General features: G+C 34.9%; 15 protein-coding genes. 4 read left to right on the forward strand and 11 right to left on the reverse strand.

The features are described from left to right. Positions 1-4 precede the first annotated feature (4 nt). Positions 5-1594 (reverse strand): N-acetylmuramoyl-L-alanine amidase, encoded by a 1590-nt coding sequence (locus tag NSS74_RS19195; protein WP_159146281.1) that lies wholly within the window; start codon positions 1592-1594, stop codon positions 5-7. 219 nt (positions 1595-1813) lie between these two features. Next, complete coding sequence (locus NSS74_RS19200; protein WP_002125567.1) at positions 1814-2863, reverse strand: M42 family metallopeptidase; 1050 nt, start codon at positions 2861-2863, stop codon at positions 1814-1816. Between the two features lie 127 nt (positions 2864-2990). Between NSS74_RS19200 and NSS74_RS19205 the strand changes: the two genes are divergently transcribed. Continuing rightward, a complete protein-coding gene (locus NSS74_RS19205; protein WP_001103322.1) occupies positions 2991-3170 on the forward strand; it encodes a hypothetical protein in 180 nt (59 codons plus the stop codon). 20 nt (positions 3171-3190) lie between these two features. Here NSS74_RS19205 and NSS74_RS19210 read toward each other — a convergent pair whose 3' ends face one another. From NSS74_RS19210 to NSS74_RS19225, 4 genes are all read right to left on the reverse strand, one after another. Further along, on the reverse strand, positions 3191-3517 hold the full coding sequence (locus NSS74_RS19210) for a nucleoside triphosphate pyrophosphohydrolase (protein ID WP_340814101.1): 327 nt from the start codon (positions 3515-3517) through the stop codon (positions 3191-3193). 17 nt (positions 3518-3534) lie between these two features. Beyond that, positions 3535-3849 carry a hypothetical protein gene (locus tag NSS74_RS19215; protein ID WP_159147424.1) on the reverse strand — a complete coding sequence of 105 codons (315 nt, stop codon included), beginning with the start codon at positions 3847-3849 and terminating at the stop codon, positions 3535-3537. A 120-nt stretch (positions 3850-3969) separates the two neighbouring features. Beyond that, positions 3970-5049, reverse strand: a complete 1080-nt coding sequence (locus NSS74_RS19220; RefSeq protein ID WP_340814102.1) for an RNA-guided endonuclease InsQ/TnpB family protein — start codon at positions 5047-5049, stop codon at positions 3970-3972. Positions 5050-5562: 513 nt separating this feature from the next. Next, positions 5563-6351: an enoyl-CoA hydratase gene (locus NSS74_RS19225; RefSeq protein ID WP_002010905.1), complete on the reverse strand. Its 789-nt coding sequence runs from the start codon at positions 6349-6351 to the stop codon at positions 5563-5565. A 329-nt stretch (positions 6352-6680) separates the two neighbouring features. Here NSS74_RS19225 and NSS74_RS19230 point away from each other — a divergent pair, with 329 nt between their 5' ends. After that, entirely contained in the window at positions 6681-8075 is a 1395-nt protein-coding gene (locus NSS74_RS19230) for an O-antigen ligase family protein (protein ID WP_340814103.1), read from the forward strand. 83 nt (positions 8076-8158) lie between these two features. Here the strand turns inward: NSS74_RS19230 and NSS74_RS19235 are convergent, their stop codons facing one another. After that, on the reverse strand, positions 8159-8368 hold the full coding sequence (locus NSS74_RS19235; RefSeq protein ID WP_002035192.1) for a putative quinol monooxygenase: 210 nt from the start codon (positions 8366-8368) through the stop codon (positions 8159-8161). Between the two features lie 386 nt (positions 8369-8754). On the opposite strand from NSS74_RS19235, the gene NSS74_RS19240 reads away from it, so the two are divergent. Continuing rightward, positions 8755-10170: an MBOAT family O-acyltransferase gene (locus NSS74_RS19240; RefSeq protein ID WP_340814104.1), complete on the forward strand. Its 1416-nt coding sequence runs from the start codon at positions 8755-8757 to the stop codon at positions 10168-10170. Positions 10171-10348: 178 nt separating this feature from the next. Further along, the gene (gene patB1, locus NSS74_RS19245; protein ID WP_159146278.1) at positions 10349-11539 is read left to right on the forward strand and encodes a secondary cell wall polysaccharide O-acetyltransferase PatB1; all 1191 of its coding nucleotides are present in this window, start codon (positions 10349-10351) and stop codon (positions 11537-11539) included. Positions 11540-11643: 104 nt separating this feature from the next. Here patB1 and NSS74_RS19250 read toward each other — a convergent pair whose 3' ends face one another. The 4 genes from NSS74_RS19250 to NSS74_RS19265 all read right to left on the reverse strand — a co-directional run bounded on the left by NSS74_RS19250 (position 11644) and on the right by NSS74_RS19265 (position 20923). Next, on the reverse strand, positions 11644-14232 hold the full coding sequence (locus NSS74_RS19250) for an S-layer homology domain-containing protein (RefSeq protein WP_340814106.1): 2589 nt from the start codon (positions 14230-14232) through the stop codon (positions 11644-11646). 710 nt (positions 14233-14942) lie between these two features. After that, a complete protein-coding gene (locus tag NSS74_RS19255; RefSeq protein ID WP_002140545.1) occupies positions 14943-17399 on the reverse strand; it encodes an S-layer homology domain-containing protein in 2457 nt (818 codons plus the stop codon). A gap of 737 nt (positions 17400-18136) precedes the next feature. Then, positions 18137-19237 carry a polysaccharide pyruvyl transferase CsaB gene (gene csaB, locus NSS74_RS19260; protein ID WP_002125544.1) on the reverse strand — a complete coding sequence of 367 codons (1101 nt, stop codon included), beginning with the start codon at positions 19235-19237 and terminating at the stop codon, positions 18137-18139. A gap of 165 nt (positions 19238-19402) precedes the next feature. Further along, the gene (locus NSS74_RS19265; RefSeq protein ID WP_340814107.1) at positions 19403-20923 is read right to left on the reverse strand and encodes a putative polysaccharide biosynthesis protein; all 1521 of its coding nucleotides are present in this window, start codon (positions 20921-20923) and stop codon (positions 19403-19405) included. Between the last annotated feature and the right edge of the window lie 204 nt (positions 20924-21127).

The following is a 21127-nucleotide window of genomic DNA, read 5'->3' on the forward strand; positions in this document are numbered from 1 at the left end:
TTTATTAACGGAAAGAAGATACGTTGTTACCCATTGCTTCATAGTAATCTAGAATACCTTGATAAATAGCTTCTGCTGCACTTTGTCTCTGTTCTGGTGTAGCAATTTTATCAGCATCGCTTTTATTATCTACAAATGCTAATTCTGCTAATACAGCTGGCATCGTATTTTCTCTAATTACATATAAATCGCCTTTCTTCACACCGCGATCTTTTGTTCCAAGTGCATCTACAAGACGCTCTTGAATTTTCTCTGCTAATAAACGACTTTCTGATACATTCGGGTTTGTCCCTCTTGCTGTCGCTGATTCATAGTAGAATGTTTCTGTACCTTGTCCTTGTTTACTATCCGTACCATTACCATGAATACTTACAAAAATATCACCTTTATTTGCCTGAGCAAATTCTACACGTTTTTGTAAAGACTCAGCTGCAGTGTTTCCTGGACGTGTATCATTCTCACGAGTTAACAACACAGTAAACGGTGTCTTTTTCTCAAATATTTTCTGTAATCGTAATGATACATCTAATACGGTTTTACTTTCTTTCTCATAATAACCAGGGTTCCCCGAATCAATTCCACCATGACCTGGATCAATAATAATCGCTTTACCTTCTAGGAAGTTACCTTGCTTCACTGGGTTTAATTGATTTTTATCCACCCATTGGAAACCAGCCCCCATACGGATACGAATCCAGCTATCTTTTTCTTCAATAACAGTTACTTGTTGTGCTTTATGTGTGCCTGCCACTGTAGACGTATGTAAAGCTTCTTGATATGTAGTGAATTCTTGATTAATAGACTCTGTTTTTTCTTGTAATGGTGTCCACTTCTCACCTTTACTCGTTACAACCTTCAACCAACCGTCCGTTCTTTGCTCTGTCACTTCAATCATTTGTGGCTTATGTTGAACGTCAGTAATACCTGATGATAACGATGCTTGATGATATGTAATAAAGTTTCTATTCATATACATTCTTTTCGATGTATTTGTTTTATTTTTATCTGCCATCGCGATGAACTGAGCTGCTTCAGCACGACTTACAGTACCATCAGGCTTCCAACCATTTCCTGTACCCATTGAAATCTCTAAAGCTACTAAAATATTAGCTTGTTTCTTACCCCAATGAGGTTCCAAATCTTTAAACTGTGTTGGAAGTTCTCCAATAATTTTCTTATCTAATGAATATGCTTGTACAAGCATAGATGCCATTGATGCACGGTTAATTTGGCTTGATGGATTGAATTTTCCAGTACCATCTCCATTAATTACACCTGCTTTTTCTACCGCAGCAATATATGGTGCTGCCCAATGATCTTGCGAATCTTTAAAAGATGGTTTCGCTTTTGGATCAATTGGTAAGCCAAGAACTGCTGCTAATATTTTTGCAGCTGATCCTTTATCTACTGCTTCCGATGGAGAAAACGTTCCGTCTGGTTTTCCATCAAGCGCTTTTTTCCCTACTAAATAGTCAACCGATTCCTGCGCCCATGTAGGAACATCCGAAAACTTTTTCCCTGCTGCGAAACTACTTACTGGAGATGATAATAAACTTGCGGCTAAAAGACCCGCCGCGACTGCACGATACTTCATAAAAAATAATACTCCTCTCAAAAATCATTTATAATAACGCGTAATCTTAATATGCAAATCATAATAAATCCAAACAAAAAAAATTAGTGCGCCTCTATCATTTTATAATACTAGAATTCTGTAGTAAACCTACTTTCTTAATATTGTAAAATAAAATACAATTTAAGTAGTTTTTATACACAAAAAAGTGGCTGATTCATAGAATCAACCACCCTCTCACTATTCTACTATCATTTCTGATAACACATATGCATAAACAAGCGCTTCTGTATGTGCAATCGAGCTTTCATGCGTACGCTCAAATGCGTGAGAAGAATCAATACCAGCTCCAATTAATGCATGTTTCACATCAAATCCAGCGCGAATCGCAGCTGATGCGTCTGATCCGTAGTATGGATAAATATCCACTTTATATTCAATAGCATTCGCTTTCGCCAGTTCAACTAAATGTTTACGTAAAGCATAATGGTATGGACCGCTAGAGTCTTTCGCACAAATGGATACTGTATATTCATCAGATGCTTGTCCATCACCTAACGCTCCCATATCAACTGCTAAATATTCTACCGTTTCCTCTGGAATATTTGAGTTTCCACCGTACCCAATTTCTTCATTATTAGAAATTAAAAAATGTGTTGTATACGGTAATGTTACCTTTTCATCTTGTAATCTTTTAATTAATTTTAATAGAATTGCAACACTTACTTTATCGTCTAAATGACGTGATTTTATGTATCCACTCTCTGTAATTTGAACGCGTGGATCAAATGAAACGAAGTCTCCTACTTCAATTCCTAACTCACGTACTTCATCTGCTGAAAAGACACGCTCATCAATACGCACTTCAATATTTTTCTCATCGCGCTTCGCTTCCCCTGCATCTTTGTACACATGGACAGAAGTTTGATGCATTAAAATTGTACCTGTATATTTCTTACCGCTTGACGTTTCAATTTCGCAATATTCTCCTTCTACAGAGTTCCAGCGAAATCCACCAATCATAGATAGACGAAGACGACCGTCAGGCTTAATTTCTTTCACCATCGCACCTAACGTATCAACGTGTGCAGTTAATAAACGATGCTGCTCATCATTCTTTCCTTTAACCGTTAAAATAAGAGCGCCTTTATTATTACGCTTCGTCTCTACATTCCACTCACTTACATAATTTTCAATAAAACTAATAATTTTCGCCGTGTTTCCAGATGGACTTGGAATAGAGACAAGCTCCTTAATAAGTTCCATCGTTTCTTTCGTATGATGTGCCATTTTCGTTTCCTCCTCATTTTCTCTACTATTTAGTATAGCGAAATTACGATAAAACCTCTACTCATATAGTTTAATTTTCTAAATTATAGTAAAATTTAGTTTAGTAAGTAAAAAGGAGATAACAAAAATGAATGTAACGAAAAAACATGTACATATTGCACTTATTTGGTTTTTATCATCATTACTATGTTTACAAGTTTCTTATGTCTTTCACACTACTACTTCTATTGCAATCGGCTGGACATTAACAGCTATCTTCTTAATCGTTAGCCTAATTGCAGGAAAAAAGCACAGTGCTACTGAGTAAGCTGTGCTTTTTCTATAAAACTACTCTTCCGAAACGTCCATCAAATAAATCCCTCTTGTAAATCCGCCGCGCTCTTCTTCTTTTTTCTTACGAATACGCTCTATATCTTCAATTGTTGCACCTTCTGCGCGAGCTAATGAAATAATAACTTCAAGTGCATCTGCAAGTGAATCTAGCGCATGTTCACGCTCTTTCATCGAAGCAAATTCACGAATTTCTTCTGTACCAATTTTCGCTAACGCTTGTATGTAAGCTTGCCCTGTTAATTTTTGTGCTGTATATGTTTTTCCAGACATCAAAATTTTCTCCGGGACACGATCTCTTACTAACCTGTTATAAGTTGACATCACTTTTCCTCCCACTTTTAATAACACCCAAGCTCTGCTTTATAGAAAAACCACTCTTTTTTCACACAAGCACTTAACATATCAATTCCTGATCCGTGCGCCTTTACTACCGGAAAGAAGTAATGCTCTGGTTCTTCTTTCTTATCGCCGTATAAGGTTTGATACTCATCAGGAATCGCCCCTTTTTTCACATCCCGTTCTTCCTTCACTTCACCAGAGAAAGCAACAGTTGGATGTCCCTCAAAGAATAATACAGTCCGTACCGCAAGAGATGGTGTACTATGCAAAGCATAATATTTGAGACTCCCACGACTAAAGTCGCAAGCCCGAATCCTTACGAAATTACGGGTGGGATTCTTGAATGACTAAGCGTTCGCAGTCCATTTCTGTTTTGAACAGCCTTCAAGATGAGGGCATCTCATTGCCCCTCCTAAACCAGACCATATAGGTGCTTAGGCTGATTGACTGTTACCATCAATCACAGTTGCGTAGCGAATATTCATCGCCCCAACGATATCACGATGTATCCCAAACCCACATGGACACTTGTACTTTCTGTCTTGTGCCCTGTTCTTTTTAGCACATTTCGGACAGCTTTGACTTGTATAAGCTGGATTCACATATTCAACCTGAATATCAGCTAATATCGCTTTATATTCAATAAATTTTGACAAACGATAGAATGACCAAGTGTGTAGGTTTTTTTCGTTTTTACGGCTTGTTCTTGCCGTCTGTCTTATATTCATTAATTGTTCTAATCGAATGACAGAAATATGATTTGCAATCGCAAAATTAATGATTTCACGACTTATTTTATGATCTTTATCTTGCATCCATCTTTGTTCTTTATCATCCATTCGCCGAATGGCATTTACTTTTTTGTCTTTTCCTAACTTTTTGCGAACACTACTAAACTTACGCTTCCTATATTTGTTGTTCCTACCATTTCCAAAGAAACGAACCTTATCATCATCAGTGATTGCTACCGCGGGGACTTTGAGACCTAAGTCTACTCCTAAAATTTTCGTTCCTGCCCTTTCATTTGTAGGAAGCGTGACAGATATTTGGGCCATCCACTTATTCGATTTCATTGTGATGCGAAGTGTACCTAATTTATGTTTTAACAGATTCAGATTACGATTGTTTTTATCGCTTAATAAAGCTCGGATTTTTACACGAGTGGACTTTCCATTTACTTTAAACGGGATTGAAATATGAGTGGCGTCAAACGAATAATTTTGATTGTTCCATATACAAACAGGCCTCTTTAAAATCGGAATGATTTTATACTTGCTTTTCTTTACTTTTGTAGTAAACAAACTTTTCGCGTCTTTGATTGCTTGATTTTTCACCGCACTTGGGATATTTGCTTCAATATTTTTCGTGCTTTTTTTCGTACTTTCTTTTGCTTCAACCATTTCTGATACAAGTGTATTTATGACTTTGATATATTCCTGACTACTTTGTTCTAATAAACGGATTTGTTCTTTTGTTGGAATCAATTTGACTTTCACTGTTAGGGTCTGTGACATACGTTTCATCCCCTTGTTTTTTGATTTTCAACATCGTTCATGTGATACATTCCTAGCAATAGAAACAAAATGAGAACGTGTCCATAGACTTTACAACTACATGAGGTGAGGAGATTTTCCTCTCAAACACTTTGAAACGCACTTCTATCATCATTGATTCTAGTTACAATGTATCATTTACTTTCGAAAAATTACAACAAAAAGACTCGAAGAAACTACCTATACTTTGGATACTTAAAGTACCACGAACCTTGCGATTTTCAGTGGCACTCCGTATCCAACCTCACTTTCATCCCATGCCTAAAGGCGATGGGCTTTCTCGTTCGGGAAGGGCTGTAAGCAAAATAATAGCGACAATACCAATCATTTTCTCCATTTATTACTCCTAAAAAAAGTGCTAACACAATTATACTAAAATGTGTTAGCACTTTCTTCCCTTTATCTCGAATTAACGGGCAGTAAGACTAATAATCCGCGGGGGATAAACAAATCCCCACGGATTAAAGTTTCACTTTATTCCCCTTTAAATGCTGGTAAACGTTTTTCTAGAAAAGCAGCAATACCTTCTTTATGGTCCGCTGTTTGTCTCATCGCATATTGACCACGCTTTTCGAGCTGAAGCGTTTGTTCTAAATTAGAACGATTTACTTCACATAAAATTTGTTTCGTTTGAATCATTGCCTTGATTGGTTTTTGTAACCATTCATTAATTTTTTGCTTCACAGCCGTTTGGAAATCCTCACCGATTACTTCGTCAATTAAACCGATATCTAGCGCTTCTGTCGCTGATAATTTCTTCCCTTCCCAAATGATTTTCTTCGTCATATTTTCACCGACACGCTTTTGAAGGAAGAAATGGCCGCCACCATCTGGAATTAAAGCGATTCCAATAAAGTTCATCGCAATAACTGATGATATATCTGCCATGACATAATCAGCTGTTAATGCAATACTTAATCCAAGTCCGGCAGTCGGCCCATGAATTGCACTAATAACAAGCTTCGGCATCGTATATAACGTCACAACGATTTCAGAAATTGTATTCATGATGCCTTCAAACTTACTTTCATCATTACTTGAAAGCATTGATTTAATATCTCCACCCGCAGAAAAACCACGGCCACTTCCACACAACACAACAACGTGAACAGAACTTTCCGCCACTTCTTTCAACTTTTGTAATAACTCTTTTAACGTTGGTTCATCTAATGCATTTAAAACCTCTGGACGATTAACCATAACCGTTGCTACGCGCCCTTCATATTTCACAACAACAGATTCTGTTTTACTTGTTACTTCCATTATATATACCCCTCTTTTCAACATAAAGATTATACTTATATAATTATAGAAAGCATGTTAAAAATCCTTCTTTTTTCTCAATTTTCTGTCTAATATCCTCGTAATTTGTATATATCTCCGTATAAAACATACAATTTCGTTAAAAAATATAGAAATTAAAGTCGGTTTATCCATGCATTTCATCTATTTACCATTACAATGAAATGGTGTATTCTTAAGTTTGATGCAAAAAAACAAATATTGAAATTCATTCACCTTACTATATTAATAAGGCTTTTATCCCCATCTCTTGGGTATTGAACTAAAGGAATGAAGAAATGGAGGAATATATGGTTAATAAGTTGAAACAAACGGATAACTACTTCCCGCATTTCCTATTGCTATTCATTGTGTTTCAACCAATTTTAGATTTATTAACGTCTTTTTCAATCTATGTATTACACATGAGCGCAACAGTTGGAATCGTAGTCCGTTTCGCCTTTATGCTTCTTGCATTAGGTTATCTACTTCTTCATAGAAATCAACATGGAGCGAAAAATTACATTCTCTATTTATGCCTACTCGGTATCGTACTAGCAATTGGTCTTGTAAATAATATGATGATTAAATCCCCAGTTTCATTTGGCGAAGAAGTGAAATTCATTTTAAAGAGCATATATCCAATTGTACTACTGTTTGGATATATTATCGTCTTTAAAGAGTTAAAAAATAAAGAATATGCATTTCATAAAATCATTACATATTTCTTATATGCAACTTTAATTTTAAGCATCACACTGATTGTTGCAATGCAAACTGGTACAGATTTCCCAAGCTACCCTCACTCAAAGATCGGTTCAAGAGGTTGGTTCTTTGCTGGAAATGATTTAAGTTCTATTTTTGCAATTATGTTCCCAATCGTAGTGCTCTATTCGATTCATAAAACAACTTCTTTCTCGAAAATCTATTACTGGATTCCAACAATACTTGCGATGTATGCAAGTATTATGATCGGAACTAAAGTAGGATATGGTGCAATTGTTCTAACGCTTGGCGTGGCACTTTTATTCTCATTCATTGAATATATGGTTCATCGCAAAAAAGAAGGAAAAGGATTCACATATCTCGTAAATACAGTTGTTGCCGCTATTATACTAGGAGGTTTAATTGCCCTTACACCGCATACTCCTATCGCAAAAAATATGGGCATCCACATGCAAATATACGAATACAAAAAATCAGTACAAGAAGAAAAGGATAGAAAAGAAGGAAAAATAATTAAAGAAGATCCTGACGCAGAGAAAAAACATGCAAAAGGTGAACTAACAGACTCTGAGGTCAAAAGTTTAATTTACAGTGATCGCGATAAGTTTTTAAAAGTATACAAACAATACTATAAAGACGCACCACTATCACAAAAATTATTCGGAATGGGCTATGCTGGTAACTATACGGTTAAAATTAAATTAATCGAAATGGACTTCCATGACATATTCTTTGCGTTCGGAATCATCGGTTCTCTTATTTACTTCATACCATTCCTTTACTTCGGTATTAAATTATTACTCAGCATCATAACAAACTTTAAGAAAATATTAACTGTGAAATATATGCTATTAGCTAGCACCGTTGTACTATCACTTGGAATCGGCTTTATGTCCGGCCACGTATTAACAGCGCCGTCCGTTAGTATTTTCTTCGTCGTAATACTCGCTTACTTAATTGTTGATTTAGAGGCGGAATAACGTGAAACCTTATTCAGTGGGGCTTTTGCTCCTCCCCCACCATCGGGATAAATGAATAAAAAAATGCTTAGAGAAATAATTCTCTAAGCGTTTTTTTGTCCTAACACTCCCTTACCGCCTCTAGTATTCAAAGTACTAATTCTTTCTGCTCCAGTAATAAGTGGTTTTGCTCGTTTAATTAAATTTTGCGTAGACTCTAAAGTTAAAGATGCCTGGTGCGCATCTTCGCTATCCCATACCTCAAAAACATATACAGCATTCGGTTCATCATCAGAAGTACTTACACTATACACTTCACAAGTATCCCTAATGACTGCATTGATTCCTTCACCTCTAACAAAATGTCTGCTAATATATCTCGATTACTTTCTTCCACGATAAATTATTTGCCATACAATCCGAATTTACTCCCTATTCTCCTCCTTAGTTATGTCACTTCTCTTATCTCAAAATTAATAATCCCCATAAATCACTCAAATACCTTCTTTTCCATTTAAAAAAACACTGAATTGCCCACCTTTCTTATGTATTAAATTAGAATCTATTTATATAGAATAATTATTTTAATTGAATTATTAACATGCTAAAATATTAAGGCACTATTATATAAAAGAATATATAATAGATATGTCGGTTTTTTTTGCACGAAATGTATTTTGAAAAAAGTGAGGAGAGTCCTTTGGTATTTAGTAGTTCTGTTTTCTTATTTATCTTTTTACCTCTCGTATTATTTTTCTATTTTATAGTGCGTGCCGAGCTACGTAATTTCGTATTACTTGCATTTAGTTTAATTTTCTATGCATGGGGAGAACCTCGATTCGTCCTCTTAATGCTCTTTTCTATTCTTTTAAACTACTGCTTCGGCCTACTCGTGCATCATTATGATAAACGAAAAAATATGAAAGTCACATTTTTAATTATGGCTGTGGTCGGAAATATTTTATTACTTTCTTATTTTAAATATATTTCCTTTTTCACAGACATTTTAAATCAAACTTTGCATTTATCTATTCATGTGGAACCTATTCCACTTCCGATTGGAATTTCATTCTATACGTTCCAAGCGATGTCATACGTCATCGATATATACCGTAAAGATGGCGCAGTTCAAAAGAATCCACTTAACTTAGCACTATATATATCAATTTTCCCGCAGCTTATTGCCGGACCAATCGTTCGTTACAATATCGTTGCTGATCAAATTAAAACGCGCATCCATTCTTTTGAACGATTTACAGAAGGTATCCAAATTTTCGTTTTAGGGTTAGCGAAAAAAATGTTAATCGCCAATCAAGTTGGATTTGTCGCAGATAAAATCTTTACCTTACCACCGTCTGAAATGAGCGCTGGAACGGCTTGGATTGGTATTATCGCCTATACACTTCAAATCTATTTCGATTTCTCAGGATACTCTGATATGGCAATTGGACTCGGAAAAATGTTCGGATTTGATTTCCCGAAAAACTTCAATTATCCGTACATCTCAAAATCCATTTCAGAATTTTGGAGAAGATGGCATATTACACTAGGCTCTTGGTTCCGCGACTATATATACATTCCGCTCGGTGGAAACCGTGTATCCAAACTAGCAAATTACCGTAACCTCTTCATCGTATGGGGATTAACCGGTTTATGGCACGGGGCAAGCTGGACATTTATCGCCTGGGGATTATATTACGGCTTTATTATCTCGATTGAAAAAGCTGGATTCGAGAAAATATTAAATAAGCTATGGAAGCCGCTGCAACATGCATATGTACTAATCATCGTTATGATTGGTTGGGTCTTCTTCCGAGCTGATAACTTCGCATACTCGTTCCAATATTTAAAAGCGATGTTTGGCATAGGGAGGCAATCTTTCATCGATGACAACACAATGCTCTATATACATGAATACATTGTCATATTTATCATCGCCTTTATCGCAGCGACACCAATTTTGAAACGTGTTAAAAACATATTAGAACTTGCACCCAAAACGTATATATTCACGATGCAAGTTGTACGTCCTATATTATTACTAACATTATTTATGGTTTCAATTATGTATTTAATTAATTCGACGTATAATCCATTTATTTACTTCAGGTTTTAACTTATCCCGCTATTTTCCGGGCAGTAAGACCCCCACCTCAAAATTCAGCGAAAGCAAAGAAGTTAGGTGGGGGCGGGCTGCCCGGAAAAGCCCGATTGGTTAAGGCTGATAATCAGTGGTGGATGAACAAGCCCCCCACTGATTAAAGTTTCACTTTATGTAGGAAGGAAAAGTTATTATGAAAAAATTGGGGAACCTCATCCTGTTTATCGGTTTTCTCACCATTATCTTTTCATTTGGCATATTATCGCTTCTCAAAACTGACCGAGCAGTTTCACCCGTTGAAAATCGTCCGCTCGCTCAAAAACCAGCTCTTACAAAAGAAGTTGCCTTAAATGGTAGTTTCTTTAAAGACTTTGAGACATATACAAACGATCAATTAATCGGAAGAGATGATCTCATAAAAAACTATACACTTACCCAAATTAAAATGGGTAAGTCTCTCATTAACGATATTATTCTAACAGATGATAAATGGCTTCTAAAAAACCCTGCTTGGGCTACAAAATATAATGAGATTGACCAAGCTATGCCAGCTGTAAACGACTTATCTCAGTTTTTAAAAGAACAAAATATTGAGTTTTACTTTGCTTTACCACCGTCCAAAACGAATGCTTTATCATTTAAATTACCTTCTCATATTCACACATATGCACAGGAAAATTTAAATTACTTTCTAAATAAACTTCCTGCGGACGTAAAGCCAATTAAACTCATGGATTATTTTAAGAAAAACTATACAAATGAAGAAATACAAAGTATGTACTTTAAAACAGACCATCACTGGAATATGGATGGTGCCTTCTTAGGCTATCAATATATAATGAACACAATCGCGCAACAATCTTCTATATATAAAGGAAAAGAAATAAAAAAAGAAGATTACACTCGTACGTGTGCTCCAAATACACATCTAGTCGGAAGCTTCAACAACCAACTATACCAACTCATCGATGCAACTGGTGAAAAATTGTGCTACTACACACCGAAAGGCGGTTTCAACTTTACGAGCGTAGCCGCAAAAGATGTAAATGGCACAGTATATCGCACATTAGATGAACTATACGGCGTAGAAAAACAAAATGATACAACATCATACGCAGGTTATTATGCAAATGACTATCCAGAAATCGTCATCGAAAATAACAATGCACCAAATGATGTACGAACTTTAGTCCTAAAAGACTCATTCGCAAACGCAATCGTGCCTCACTTAGCACAAAGCTTTAAGCATACATCCATCCTCGATCTACGTCACTATCACGAAAAGGATGTATATCAATACATTAAAGACAACAATATTAACATGGTATTGTTCGTGTATAGTGATTCGAATTTGAGTGGGGATATGTTTAAGGTTAAACAATAAAAGAAGCCTCTTGTAAAAATTACAAGAGGCTTCTTTTCGATATTTACGAAAAAAAATCAGTGGGGATAAATCCCCACTGATTTTTCACTCTATCTATAATCAACTTATAGATTTGGGTTGTTAAGCACGTTCACGTGTACAGCTTGTGAACCAATTTCGCTTGTTAGAACATCTTTCTCACCTAATACTTTGAATACTAATGTACCTTTGTCAGTGTACTTAGTAGTTAAAGTATTGTAAATGTCTGGATTGAAGTTTGGAAGTACAGAATCACTTGTTTGAGATACTGTTACATGACCAAGGTCTTGATCGAATAAATCGAAGTGAGCATTACCATTTGTATCAAGATAAAGTTTACCTTGGTTGTCACCAGATTTTACAACACGTACTTTATGTTGTGTTTCTTTCGTTAAGTTAATACCTTTAACGATATCATCAAGGTTACTGCCTTCAAGTTCTAACACAGTACCGATGTTAATTTTCTTCTCAACGAAGTTTTCTGTTTGAACTGGTTTGAAGTTTACAGATTTAATAGCGATTTTCTCTTGAACGATTTCGATTGTCGCTTTACCAGCAGTTGCACCATTTTTCGTTAAGTGGATATCAACTTTACCTGGTTTTAAACCTTTAACAACAACTTTATTTCCAACAATTTTAGCTTCAGCTACAGCTGGATTTTTAGATTCAACTACATAACCTTCTAAGTTTTCAGGATCAGAATATACGCGATCTGAAGTGTACTTAGATAATTGATATGCAACTGTGTTAGAAACATTTAGGTCAAGTTTTGTATCAGGTGATTGGCCATATTGACCTACTTTAGATACAAGCTCAAAGTTTTTGAATGCAACGTTACCTTCTGTTACGTTCACATATAATGAACCTAAAGTATCGCCGTTACCGTTTTGGAAGTGAACTGTACCTTCTCCTACTTCGCTACCTGTAATACCGATTGTTTTCGTACCAACTGAACCAGCATCAGTTGTTACTACATCTAATCCACCTTCAGCAACTACACCTGTTTTTGGAAGAACTTCTTTAATTACATCTGTTTTAGCACCAAATGGATCGCCATATTGGTCAGTTGTTACGAATGTAACAGGTAATGTTTTGTTTTGAACAACTTGTAATTTGTCTGGATTTGCTTTTACTGATTTTAATGTACGAGAATCAGTAGTTACTTTAAATTTAACATCTTTCGTTACGTCACCTACTTTAATAGTAAGTGTAGCTTCACCAGCAGCCTCAGCAGTAATGTAGTTGTTTACTACAGAAATAATACCGTGGTTTGAAGATTTAATGCTAATTGAGTTTGGATCAACAACTTTATCTTCTCCAGCAATTGTAGCAACTACGTTATGGATTTGTGCTTTTTCACCAACAACTAACGTTTGGCTGTTTAGCTTAAAGTCTTTTCCAGTAAGTTTATTACCGTATACTACACCGTTTTTATCTGCATCTACCGCAAATACAGTGTTTTTAATTGCAGAAGCTGGTGTATCAAGGTTTTTCACTGTAATGATACCTGTGTTAGAAACTGTTAAACCACCACGTTTTGTAACTTGTACTTCTACTTTATAGTCACCGTGTGAAAGACCAACACCAAGTTTACCTGTAGAAGAAGTTGACTTTCCATCCTCAAAGATGTTTGCTGGTGAACCATCTAAGTTATTTGCTACAAATTTGACGTCATGGTTTGCTAAGTTTAAGTACTCAACATCAGCATTACCTTTTTCATCGTTTAATTTGAAAGCAACTGCTTGACCAGCACGATCATCATCAAATGTAAGTTTTTCTACTGCTAATTTTTTAACTTCGTATACGAATTTCGTTACGAATGATTGATTTTTCACTTTTACAGTAAGATCTTTATTTGGAGCTACTTTACCACCAAGTGTTACAACTGCAGAAGTACCGTCAGCACTTGCTTCAATCGCAACAGCTTTGTCTCCTTCAAGAGTTACATCATCAGCAGCAAGCTTATCTAAACCAGTTCCTGTTAATGTTAATTTCGCTGGTTCAGAAATTTTCACATCAGTTACATATGCTTGCGCATTATCTTTTTGGCCATATTTTTTATCTGCTACTGCGATAAATTTAGCTGCTTCTGCACGAGATACAGATTTATTTGGCTCCCATTTGTTTCCGCCTGTTCCTTCAGAAAGTCCAAGATTGATTAGGATGTTTGCTTTTTCTTCACCCCAATGATCTAATAAATCTTCAAATTTTGTAACTAACTCGCCGTTAACTTTATCTTTTAAGTTATAAGCACCTACTATCATAGAAGCGAAAGAAGCACGGTCAATCTTTTTATCTGGAGAGAAGTTTTCTTTTCCATCACCTCTAACGACACCCGCTTTTTCAACCGCTGCAATGTATTTTGAAGCCCAATGATTTTTAGCATCTTTGAAAGATGGTTGTGCACCCTCTTCAACTTTTAAATTTAATGTAATTGCCATAATTTTCGCAGCAGAAGCACGGTCAATTTCTTCAGCTGGAGCGTATGTACCATCTGGCTTACCTTCGATTGCACCTTTATCTACTAAGTAATTGATAGAATCTAATGCCCAATGATCAGCTGGAACGTCTGGGAATGATTTTCCTGCTGCTGCTACTGGAGATACAACACCTGCTACCATTGCTGCTGTCATTGTACCTGCGATTACTTTTTTGTAAGAGTTAGTCTTTGCCATTTTATAAATTTCCTCCTTCAGGAATATGCTACTAGTTTCATATCATATTAAATTTGAAACTAGCTAGTTAGAAAAGCCATAAAACAAATAAAAACACAAATACTATAATGAAAAGTAGTTCACATAATAAAATGGTACAAACCGTTAAATGTAAATATAAGGTTTAAATACCATTTTTTGAAACAAGTTCATCATACTATACAAAACTATTCGTTATCAAGAACTTTCTCAAAAGAAGATTCGACACATTCTGATAATTCAGTCTTTTCATTGTATTATTAAGATATTAATAATACTCAAATATAGAAATGAACAAACTTTTTTCCTATAAAACTACTCTCACTGCTCTTCGTATATTTTTCATATCAAATACACAATTGGAATTATAGCACATATTTCCAATTCATCACTTAAATATTTTTTACAATAAATACAATTTTCAGACTACATTCGACTTAAATTATTATGATTCGACATTTTCTTCTTCTTTTCGAATGTATTTTTAACAAAAAAAGATGTTAATTTACAAATATTTTACATATTACTAGGACACCCCTCATTTTTTGAAAGCGTTATCTATTTGTTTCTCAATAAAAATATTCGCTTCAATCTCAAATGTATATAAAATAAAAAGCCTATGATACTCATAGACTTTTGTCTATTTTCTCATAGGCTTATATTAATCATTTCATGTATCAAATGATTTTAAATTATTTTGCTGCAGGTGTTGCTTCTTTAATAGAAACTGTAACTTGTACAGCTTTATCAAATTCTACTTTTTGTACTTTAGCGCCAACTTTTACTGTAATGCTCTTTACATAGATAGATGTTGCACCTTTATCTGTAGTTGTTCCATCTTCTTTCACAACTTTTGTATCAGCAGAAACAAAATCGATGTCAGTAACTGTTGCATTTGCTGTAGTTGCAGGTACGCCATCAACAGATAAGTTATTTAAAAGTGCAGCTTTTAGATCCGCATTTGGAGCTACTTCTTTAAGAGATGTGCTTGTAAATTCTACTGCTAATTCTTTAGCAGCTGGTGCTGTATCAACAACTTTGAATGAGTGAGTTGTGATTAATTTACCATCTTCTAATTTAACAGCAACTTTATAAGTTTCACCAGCTTTTGCTTGTGCACCTACAGTGATTGTTCCAGCTTCCTTATTCACAGATACTTTAGTCGCATCTGCAGCTACTTCTTTACCATCTTTATCTGTTGTAGTTACTTCAATTTTAGCTGCTTCTTTACCAGCTAATACTAATCCATTTGCATCCACAGGAAGAACTGCAACTGTCATTTCATTCTTTTTGTTTTCATCCGTAACATATTTATCTAATTCTTTTTCTAAGCCACGAACTTCATATTTAGAGAATGCACCTGGATCTTTTAATTCTAAAGCTAATGTTGCTTTTGCTTCTTTTTTACCAGTTTTTGCAGTTAATTCTACTGTATATTTACCAGCAGCTTGGCCTTTTGCATTTAAAACTAATTCTTTATTCACATATTTAGCAAAGTTTTCGTTTGCAACTGCTTTGCCATCTTTATCAAGTACTTTAACATCTACAGTTAAAGGAGCGTTTTCAGGAGCTGTGAACTCTTTACCGTATTGATCTAGTACTGGAGCTTTTACTTTTAAGTCAGTTACATCTTTTGTAGAAAGTGCTACGTTAGCATTTTCTAACTTAATTTCTTTCATTGCTTTTTGAGCAAAAGCTTCAATTTCAACTGTTTTTGAAACAAGTTCTTTACCTTTTGAATCTTTTACAGTTACTTTTACAGGTGCTTTTCCTGCAGATAATACAGTTACTTTACCAGTAGCTTTATCTACTACAGCAACTTCTGTGTTTAATGACTCATATTCAACATTTCCAGTTGTTAATACATTAAATTGATCTTTCAATTCTACTTGAACGTAAGCATTGTCGCCTTCGTAAACTTTATCGTTTTGTTTGAAATCTTTAGAAGTAAAGTCAGCTTTATTTTGTTCTGCAACTGTCCAGTTAGAGATTGAAGCTACTGTAGCACCTTCAGCAGAAACTTTTACTTCTTTACTTTCAGCTACTACTTTACCATCTTTTTTATAAACAGCTTTTACAGTAGTTGAAGTACCTTTTGCTAAATTGATTTTACCATCTGTAATTGTAGCTGGAGTTACAAATTCGATACCTGCTGGTGAAACAACTTCAGTACCGTTTTCATCTTTAACTGTGTATTTTAATTCAGTTGGCGTGCCAGCTACAACTGTTTGGTCAGCCATTTCGATTGTTTTTGCTTCTAAAGAACCTACAGCTACTTCTGTTTTACCAACTTTGTTTACATCTACAGTGTAAGTTTGTTTAGCAGCTAAGTTGCTATATAATTCAACTGTAGCAGTTTTTTTATCATCTGATAATTTTACATCTTTAACTAATACTTTATCGTTGTTAGCTTTGTTAGCTACTTTAACGTCTTCTTTAGTTAATTTTTCAACAGCTTTGCTGAATTTAACTTCTACTTTTTGAGTTGTAACTGCTTTAGCAGATTCAACTGTTACTGCTTCTTTACCGAAATCTTTGTCAGTCTTAGCAATGAATTTAGCAGCTTCTGCACGAGTCACAGCTTTTTCTGGCTCCCAACCATTTCCAGTACCATTAGTGATATCTAAAGCAACTAAAATGTTAGCAGCGTCTTTACCCCAGTGAGGGATTAAATCAGGGAATTTAGTTTCTAATTCTCCGCTTACTTTGCTGTCTAATTTGTATGCTTTTACGATCATTGTTGCCATAGAAGCACGATTAATTTGGTTGTTTGGATTAAACTTACCAGTTTCATCCCCTTGAATCACACCAGCTTGTTCAACAGCTGCGATATATTTAGCAGCCCATGAATCTTGAGCATCTTTGAAAGTTGGTTTTGCGCCATCTTTAACTTCTAAACCTAATGTAATTGCCATAATTTTCGCAGCAGAAGCACGGTCAATTGCTTCAGCTGGAGCGAATGTTCCGTCTGGTTTACCTTCGATTGCTTTTTTTGCTACTAAATAATCAATGTACTCTGCACTCCAAGAACCAGGTTCAACGTCTGGGAATGTTTTACCTGCTGCTGCTACTGGAGATACAACGCCTGCTACCATTGCTGCTGTCATTGTACCAGCGATTAATTTTTTGTAAGAGTTAGTCTTTGCCATTTTATATATTTCCTCCTTCAGGAATGTAATACTAGTTCCATAATGTTTTAAATAGATATTCTATTTAATGTTGAAACTAGTAAATATAAATGTAATTAAGATCCTATATATAGAAATGATTCCATAATATAGAACAATAAACATATTACACCGTTTTTACCCGAATTTAAATTCTTAAATTCGACAAAAAAGTTAATTTTCGTAATTCTAACGTTCATTCTTTCGACTTTTAATTCAAATAACTCGATTATAAAATCAGAATATTTTAAATGTACGAAACAATACATCAGAACTACATTTGAGCAATATTTGTATAACCATTTACAACTATAGCAGAAAAACGTTTGCAATTTTAATATCCAATTATGAAGATATTACGACATTAATCGACACGATGTTTCTGTAATTTTCGACATCATTCTTAACTTCATTTTTCTGAACAAAACCTGCCACGTTATCCAAGTGTTTTTGTATAAAACGCTTTATACCGATATTCTTTATATGCTAATGTTAAGATTTTAAGATTAAGAACCACTAAAAACATACATATTCAGGAAAAATAAAACTCGAATCTTTTGTTTTTTTCGACATCATTCTACATTTTTTATATTTTTTGTCGACATTTTATTTTTTCTTCAATACGCTTTTCTTTCAAACTTTTACTTACATAGCAAAAAAGAACAGGTGATCCCTGTTCTTTTTTCTACTCAATTATTGAATAAAAAGAGGAATGGCCTCTATTCCATTCCTCTTTTTATAGACTCTTTTGCATGTAAGTCATTAATAATATATTTGGACGCTATGGAAATTTGCTCTCGCAATTCCTCTACCCTTTGTCCTAACGTTTCCTGTACATATTCTGTCTGCTCTAATTGTTTAATCGCCATACTATGTAATGTTTCTGTCGTCCAGTCTCCATCCACATTCCCAATAATCGGCTGATTTACTTGTTGTAAAAACGAATCGATCTTTGGATCATATGAAATTCCAATCATAGGCGTGTTTGCAACTGCCGATAATATAAGAGCATGCAGTCTCATTCCTATTAAAAGAGAGCATTCTGATAAAATAGAGATTTTCTCATGAATATCCATTTTATAAGGGAGCATGTGCGCTTCTTCTCCCATCAAATTAATGATATCCCTTGATGCATTTTGATCAAATGGTCCATGCATCGGTACAAATAAAATATGGTATCCCTCTTGCTTAAGCTTTTTCAGCGTATCTGCTAACTTCTTCATATAATCTTCTTTTGCATCCCAGTACCTTACACTAACCGCAACGACCTTTCCTTGCAGCGCATGTTTTTGAAGCCAATCGGATTTCTTTTCTTCTGGCTGACAAGCTAATACTGGATCTGGAACAAGTTCGATGTCTTTCTTAATACCAATTTCTTTTAAGTACAAAAAAGAGTCTTCATCACGTACTGATATATATTCAGCCTTTGATACATGCCATTTCACTAATAAACGATTTTGCTTCTTCGTAATAGGTCCGATTCCTTGGGCGTAAATATAATACGGCTTTTTCAAAAAACGGGCAAGCCGCATAATACCCGTATAGTATAAAATACTCTTAATACTCGTCTTATCTTGTAAGAGACTTCCGCCTCCGCTAATTAAACCATTACTTCTCTTTATTTCTCGGTAAATCGCTCTTATATCCCATCGGTTTACTGCTTCTACACCGTACATTTTTCTTGTATAGTCGGGGTCATTTGAAAGTACAACAAGCTCAAGAGTAGGATCCTCTTCATGTAGCGCTTTAATAATTGATTGCAAAATTGCTTCGTCCCCAACATTATAAAAACCATAATATCCTGATAAAACTAACCGCACTCTTAATCTCCTCCAACATTTCGCAATCAACTCTTTTTGTAATTAAACAAATTGTTATCCATTCCTTGCCGAGAAAGGTTTGATAACTTCAAATTGATTTCTTTCACAAACATCTAACAAGTCATACCCATGTATAATATTGTTCATTTTCTATAATCAACGATTTTATTTACGTAAAAATGGAATTTGTTCTTTCGATATCCAGTTTAGTTTCAATGCACATATGCCATATAACACTGAAGCTATACTTAACGCCACAGCACTATATATCATTGCTAAAATCCTGGAATCTGTCACATTGATTAATGTAGACCCAAAGTATAATGCTATACCTAAAATACTAGATACTCCAATCACAGCCAAAAATTTCCCTATAGCTATTGGATAGGAAAGATCTTTTCTAATATAAATATGATTTGCGATACAAATCATTATATAAATAATTAGAGTACTATACGCTGCTCCATTTATACCGAATTGGTTTACTAGCGTTATATTTAATATAATTTTTACAAAACTTACACCGATGACAATCCATGCTGCTTGCATCGAACGATTAATCCCTTGCAAGATTCCTATTGATAATACCATAAGTGATGTGAAATACGAGCTACCAATTAAAATAGCTAACATGCCACTTCCTTTTGTATCTGTAAATAACGCAACATTAAGCGGTACTGCAAGCGCCATAAGCCATATCGTTATCGGCATTGTTAAAACGTGTGCAAACTCATTTGTACGTTTTACTGTCAGTTTAGCTAAAGCTATATCTTTTTTTGTTAAAGCCGCTGTTAATAATGGAATTAATGGAAATACTATCGCACTTGCAAATACAACGATTAATTGCGTAAATGCAAAACCACGGCTATATATACCAAATTGTTCCTGAATCGTTGTAGAAGATTCATGTAATACATGTGGAATTGTTACAGAATCAACTAAATTTAAAACAGGCATCGATAACGCTCCGATTGCAATAGGAACTGAAACACGGAGTATACTTTTCGCGTTTTTCTTAAAGTCTTGTAATGAATATGTTTCACTCTTATAGCGATACGTGCTTTTCACGTATTTCATTCGCAAATATATGAGTGACGTAATAACACCAAAGCAAGAACCGATCATTGCTCCGCCTGTTATGATATCACTACCTTTATTCCAATATACAAATATACAGGCTATTGTTAGCATAAAGAACACGCGAATCAACTGTTCAATTACTTGCGATACACCAGTAGGTATCATATCTCCAAACCCTTGGAAATATCCACGGTACACTGCCATATACGGTGCGATTAATAAAGCAAACGAAGTAACAATTAATGGTAGCCTCGTCTCTTGTCCACCAAGCATATTTGCAATGCTACTCGATCCAATGATAATAATTAAAAATCCGAGCACCCCAAATATAACACCGATAATAGATGCGGACGTAAACAATTTAGCTATTCCGTCACGATCATTCTTTTCATGAAGATCAGCTATTAACTGTGATATTGCTAGCGGGACTCCCGCTACTGATAAAGTTAAGGCTATCATATATACAGGAAAAACAAGGCGAAAAATCCCAAGTACTTCATCCCCTGCTATATTTTGCAATGGGATTTGGAAAAAACTCCCCACTACTTTCGATATAAACGTTGTAACGGTTAAAATCGCAGCGCCTTTTACAAACTTTTTATTCATCTTCTATCTCTTTTCTTTCAATATATAATCTACATAAAATATTAAATCCGTATTATTCATTCATCTTGAGAATCATCACTTTATCTCATTTAGTTATCATACCAAATTTCTTATATATTGAATACTCTCTTTCTTTTTATGTTTTAAATATAATATGTGCAAGATACGCGTATTTTTATCCAGTATTTTCTTCAATTTACTACT

This window comes from Bacillus sp. FSL E2-8868 (assembly GCF_038005505.1).
Lineage (GTDB): Bacteria > Bacillota > Bacilli > Bacillales > Bacillaceae_G > Bacillus_A > Bacillus_A mycoides.